Source organism: Streptomyces longisporoflavus, assembly GCF_014649775.1.
In the GTDB taxonomy this organism is placed as follows: Bacteria; Actinomycetota; Actinomycetes; order Streptomycetales; family Streptomycetaceae; genus Streptomyces; species Streptomyces longisporoflavus.
Map to the genome: position 1 here is coordinate 1 of NZ_BMTR01000086.1, position 4,370 is coordinate 4,370.

2 protein-coding genes are annotated in these 4,370 nt (G+C 70.5%); both read right to left on the reverse strand.

Going from position 1 to position 4,370, the window contains the following annotated elements; all coding sequences use genetic code 11:
- The coding region (locus IE226_RS43365) for a beta-ketoacyl synthase N-terminal-like domain-containing protein (RefSeq protein WP_190087049.1) at positions 1–810 on the reverse strand (810 nt) is incomplete at its 3' end.
- Positions 811–876: 66 nt separating this feature from the next.
- Positions 877–4,370: SDR family NAD(P)-dependent oxidoreductase (locus tag IE226_RS43370; protein WP_190087050.1), on the reverse strand; the 3,494-nt coding region annotated here is incomplete at its 5' end.

Below are 4,370 nucleotides of genomic sequence, written 5' to 3' on the forward strand. Positions count from 1 at the left end.
TTCGGCCCAGCCGGTGCCGTCCGCGGCGGCGGCGAAGGACTTGCAGCGGCCGTCGGTGGCCAGACCCCGCTGCCGCGAGAACTCCACGAACGACACAGGGGTGGACAGCACCGTGACACCCCCGGCGAAGGCCAGATCGCACTCTCCCCGGCGCAGCGCCGTCGCCCCCATGTGCATCGCGACCAGCGACGAGGAGCACGCCGTGTCCACGGACACGGTCGGCCCCTCGAAACCGAACGTGTAGGCCACTCGACCTGCGGCGATGCTGCCCATGCTGTTGCTGACGAGGTTGCCCTCGTAGCCCTCCTTGGGGAGGTTGGGGCGAGCCCCGTAGTCGTGGTACATCTGCCCGACGAACACGCCGGTGCGGCTGCCACGCAGGGTGGCGGGCACCACGCCCGCGTTCTCCATCGCCTCCCAGGTGGTCTCCAGAAGCAGCCGCTGCTGCGGGTCCGCCACCGTGGCCTCACGCGGAGACATCCCGAAGAAAGAGGGGTCGAAGCCGCTCACGTCGTCGAGGAAACCGCCCTCGCTCACGTACGACTTGCCCACGCTGTCCGGGTCCGGGTCGTGCAGGTCCTCGGGCCAGCCGCGGTCCGTCGGGAACGGCGAGACCGCGTCGACGCCCTGTTCGACCAGCTTCCACAGGCCCTCGGCATCCGTGACACCGCCCGGATAGCGGCAGGCCATCCCCACGATCGCGATCGGCTCCCGCGCCTTCTCCTCCACCTCACGCAGGCGGCCCCGCGCGTCCCGCGCGTCGGCTATCGCGCGCTTGAGGTACTCCCGGAGTTCCTTCTCGTCCGCCATCAGAATTCAACCCTTCAAAGTTCATGTGTGAGGTGAAGCGGGGTGTCCGGGCCTGCCGATGTGGGGTTACTCGACCCCGTCCACCAGCGCGAAGAGCTCTTCGTCGCTGGCGGAGTCGAGGTCTTCGTCAAGCCCGGCCCCGGTCAGCTCCAGGAGCCGCTGCAGCTGCTCGGTGATCTGCCGCCGCAGCGCGTCGTCTTCGCCGACACCGCGGATATGCTCCTCCAACTCGCCCAGGTGCGAGAGGACGGTGTCCGGTGCGGTCCCGCCCTGCGGGACCCTGGTGAGTTGCTCGATCTGGTCGGCCAGTTGCTCGTCCAGGAACCCGGCAAGCGAACCGACCGAGGGATAGTCGAAGACGACGGTGTTCGTGAACCGCACTCCGCTCGCCTTGTTCAACCGGTTCCGCAACTCCACCGCGCTCAGGGAGTCGAACCCCAGCTCCTGGAAGGCACGGTCCGCCTCGATCTCCCGCGGATCGTCGTGTCCCAGGATGTCGGCCACCTCTTCCTGCACCAGTTCCACGATCGCCCGCTTCCGCTCGTCCGCCCGGAGGTCTGCCAACCGCTGGAGCAGCGGAGAAACGGGACCGCCGACGGCCGGGGCGGCGGGCAGGGTGCTGGGCGCCGGAGCATGCCGGTCGGCGAGTTGTCCGGCCAGGAAGCCGGCCAGCGCGTCGACGGACGGGTAGTCGAAGACGACGGTGTTGGTCAGCTGCAGTCCGCTCAGTTTGTTCAAGCGGTTGCGCAGTTCGACGGCGTTGAGGGAGTCGAAGCCCAGCTCCTGGAAGGCGCGGTCGACTTCGACTTCGTTCGGATCGTCATGGCCCAGAATGTCGGCGACCACTCCGCGTACGAGGTCGATCGTGGACCGTTCGCGCTCCTCGGGGGGCAGCCCCGCGAGTCGTGCGCCCAGCGACTGCGGCTGCGACTGCGCGCTCGGCGACTGTGGTTGTGCACCGCTGGTCTCGCTCCTGGCCGCGGCGCGTGGCCGCCGTGCCGTGGGTACCAGTGCCTGGAGCAGGCCGGGTACGTCTTCGGCGCGGGTGCGCAGGGCGCGGGTGTCGATGCCGGTCAGGGCGAGGACGGGTTCGTCCGCCGCGAGGGCCGCGTCGAACAGGCCCATCGCCTCTGATGACGACAATGCCTGCAACCCCATGCGGTTGAGCCGTCGCAGGTCGACTTCGCTCAGTTCGCCGCTGATGCCGCTGGATTCCTCCCACAGGCCCCACACCATCGATACGGCGGGCAGACCTTGGGCGCGCCGCATGGTGGCGAGGCCGTCCAAGAATGCGTTGCCTGCCGCGTAGTTGGCCTGGCCTGCCGTGCCGAAGAGTCCGGCGAGTGAGGAGTAGAGGACGAAGGTCTTCAGGTCGTGGTCGCGGGTGAGTTCGTGCAGGTTCCAGGCGCCGTCGACCTTGGGTCGGAGGACTCGTTCCAGCTGTGCCTGGCTCATCTCGGAGAGCACGCCGTCTTCGGCGACGCCTGCGGTGTGCACTACACCGGTCAGCGGGTGGTCCGCGGGCACGCGCGCCAGTGCGTCGGCGAGCGCGTCGCGGTCGGCGACGTCACACGCGGCGAGGGTGACCCGGGCGCCGAGTTCTTCCAGCTCGGCGCGCAACTCACCGGCGCCAGGAGCTGATTCACCGCTGCGGCTGAGCAACAGCAGTTCCCGGACGCCGCGTTCCCGTACGAGGTGGCGGGCCGCGATCGCGCCCAGGGTGCCGGTCGCGCCGGACACCAGGACCGTGCCCTCGCCCCAGTCCGGACCCGTGCCGGTACCGGTGGCGGCGGTACGCACCAGGCGCGGTGCCAGCAACTTGCCGTCGCGTACGGCGACTTGGGTGTGTCCGGACCCTGCGACGGTCCGCAGCAGTCCGGCCAACTCCTCGGACCCGGAGGACCCGGAAGCGCTCTCCTCCAGGTCCGCCAGGACGATCCGGCCGGGATGCTCCGACTGGGCCGACCGCAGCAGCCCCCACACCGAGGCACCCGCCAGGTCCGCAACACCCTCGCCCTTGACCGCACCCACCGCGCCGCGCGTCACCACGACCAGCCGCGAGTCCTCGAACCGGGCGTCGCCCAGCCAGGCCCGCACCTGCTCCAAGACCCCGCCCACGACACCGCGCACTCCACCGGCAACGTCCGTGTCGGTGTTGTGCGGCGGTACCTGGAGGACGGTCGTGCCGACGTCCTCGGGCAGGCGATCAGTGATGTACACCAGCTTCTCGGGCGCTTCACCGAGGTCCGGTGCCGTGACCGGCTGCCACTCCACGGCGTGCGGGGCGGAAGCCCTCGCGCCGAACTGACCGGTGAACTGCTGCCGGGGCACCGGCCGCATCGTCAGTGCACGAGCCTCCGCTACGGGAGAGCCGTGCTGGTCGGCGATCGCGATGGCGGTGCTGTCGCTGCCCGAGGGCGTGAGTCGTACGCGCAGGGCTGTGAGGCCGTCGGGGTTCCAGAAAGCAGCGCCGTGCCAGTCGAAGGGCAGCCGCAGGAGATCGCCGGCCGCGAGCTCCTCGGACGCCGATACGACCAGAGGCTGGATCGCGGCATCCAACAGTGCCGGATGCACGGCGAACTCGCCTGCCGCGTCATGGAGCTGCCCGGGCAGCTGGACCTCGGCGTACAGCTCCTCGCCGTGCTGCCAGAGGCCCCTGAGTCCTTGGAACGCGGGGCCGTACTCGTATCCGAGCTCGGCCAGGCCGGCGTAGACGCCGTCCAGCGGAATCTCGGTGGCGTGCTGCGGGGGCCAGTTGAGCAGCGGCTCGAAGGCGACCGGCTCCGGGGCGGTGGCGCCTGCCGGGGCGAGGCTGCCGCTCGCGTAACGGCTCCACGCCACGCCGTCCCCGCCGTCCCCGCCGTCCGCGTCGACGGGCTGCGCGTGGACGGAGAACGCCCTGATGCCGTCCTGGTCGGGTGCCTGGACGATGATCTGCAGCCGGACGGACTCGCCCTTGAGCAGGCGCAGGGGCGCCTCCAGGGTCAGCTGTTCCACTCCGGCCGCTCCGGTACGGGCCGCCGCTGCCGCCGCGAGTTCGAGGAACGCGGTCGCCGGAAGGATCACGTTGCCGTCGATCGTGTGGTCGATGAGCCACGGGTGGTCATCGGGGCTGACGCAACCGCTGAGGACCGTCTCGTCCCGGCCGGCGAGCTCGACAACCGTGTCAAGCAGCGGGTGCGGGGCGGCATCGGGCCTGGCCGCTCGCTGCGCGGAGGTCAGCCAGTAGCGGCTGTGCCGGAAGGCATAGGTGGGCAGGTCGATGTGAGCCGCCCCGGGGAAGAACGCGGCGAGGTCGACGTGCGCGCCACGCACATGGGCCAGGGCCACCCCCGTGCTGAGCACGGCGGTCTCGGAGTGCCGGGCACGCAGCAGGGGAACGGCGGTGATGCCGCGTGCGCCTTCGCCTTCGCCCTGACCGTTTCGGATCATGCCGGTGAGCACGGCGTCGGGGCCGACTTCGAGGCACAGGCCGACGCCCTCCTCCTCCAAGGTGCGTACGGCGTCGTGGAAGCGGACGGTGCCGCGCAGCTGGCGGACCCAGTAGTCGGGCGAGGTCA